Consider the following 1,321-nt stretch of genomic DNA (forward strand, 5'->3'; position numbering starts at 1 on the left):
CCCGCAAGCCGGGCGGCAGGTCACTGACCGGGGCGGCACATCACGCCGGTCACTCGGCCGCGTCGGCCAGGTCCTGTTCGCCGGGGGAGACCAGCATCGCCTCGGCCACCACGCCGGCCTGCTCGCGCACCCGGCGTTCGATATCGGCAGCCATCTCGGGATGGTCGCGCAGGAACTGCTTGGCGTTCTCGCGCCCCTGGCCGATCCGCTGGCTGTCATACGAGAACCAGGCCCCCGATTTCTCGACGATACCGGCCTTGACCCCCAGGTCGATCAGTTCGCCCATCTTGCTGATGCCTTCGCCATACACGATGTCGAATTCCACCTGGCGGAAGGGCGGGGCCATCTTGTTCTTGACGACCTTCACGCGGGTCTGGTTGCCCACGACCTCGTCCTTGTCCTTGATCTGCCCGATGCGGCGGATATCCATCCGGACCGAGGCATAGAATTTCAGCGCGTTGCCGCCCGTCGTCGTCTCGGGGCTGCCGAACATCACGCCGATCTTCAGGCGGATCTGGTTCAGGAAGATCATCATGGTGTTGGACCGCGACACGGTGCCGGTCAGCTTGCGCAGCGCCTGGCTCATCAGCCGGGCATGCAGGCCGACATGGCTGTCGCCCATGTCGCCCTCCAGTTCCGCGCGCGGCACCAGGGCCGCGACGCTGTCCACCACCAGCACGTCGATCGCGCCCGACCGCACCAGCGTGTCGGCGATCTCCAGCGCCTGCTCGCCGGCATCGGGCTGGCTGATCAGCAGATTGTCGACATCCACCCCCAGCTTGCGGGCATAGCCGGGATCCAGCGCATGCTCGGCATCGATGAAGGCGCACACGCCGCCCTTCTTCTGGGCCTCGGCGATGGCATGCAGGGCCAGCGTCGTCTTGCCCGAGCTTTCGGGACCATAGATCTCGACGATGCGCCCGCGCGGCAGCCCGCCGATCCCCAGCGCGATATCCAGGCCCAGCGAGCCGGTGGAAATGACGTCGACCTGCTCGTTGGGGCGCTGCCCCAGACGCATGACCGACCCTTTGCCGAACGCGCGCTCGATCTGGCTCAGCGCGCCTTCCAGCGCCTTGCTTTTGTCAATGCCCGGTGCCTGCGCCATCACCCCTACCCCGCTTTCCTGAAATTCCCTGGTCCGCCCGCGCCGCCCCGTTCCACCCGGACAGCACTCCAAGACTAGAACAAAACATGATCATCCACAAGCAGCCACCTCAGCCGTCCCTACCCCGGGCAGAGGGCAGAGGGCCGAGGGCCGAGGCGCCCCGGCCGGCCCCGTCAGTCCGACCCGACCGCCAGCCCCGCCGACCTTGCATCGGTG

At 67.2% G+C, this 1,321-nt stretch carries 1 protein-coding gene; it reads right to left on the reverse strand.

What is annotated here, in order from left to right; translation table 11 throughout:
* Positions 1-49 precede the first annotated feature (49 nt).
* Positions 50-1,105, reverse strand: a complete 1,056-nt coding sequence (recA, locus tag HUK84_RS18645) for a recombinase RecA (RefSeq protein ID WP_176641558.1) — start codon at positions 1,103-1,105, stop codon at positions 50-52.
* Positions 1,106-1,321 lie beyond the last annotated feature (216 nt).

Source organism: Nguyenibacter vanlangensis (genome assembly GCF_013376155.1).
Taxonomy (GTDB): domain Bacteria; phylum Pseudomonadota; class Alphaproteobacteria; order Acetobacterales; family Acetobacteraceae; genus Gluconacetobacter; species Gluconacetobacter vanlangensis.

Bases quoted from the DNA above. Each gene is read 5' to 3' on its own strand.
- recA (WP_176641558.1), bottom strand. From the start codon at position 1,105: ATGGCGCAGGCACCGGGCATTGACAAAAGCAAGGCGCTGGAAGGCGCG.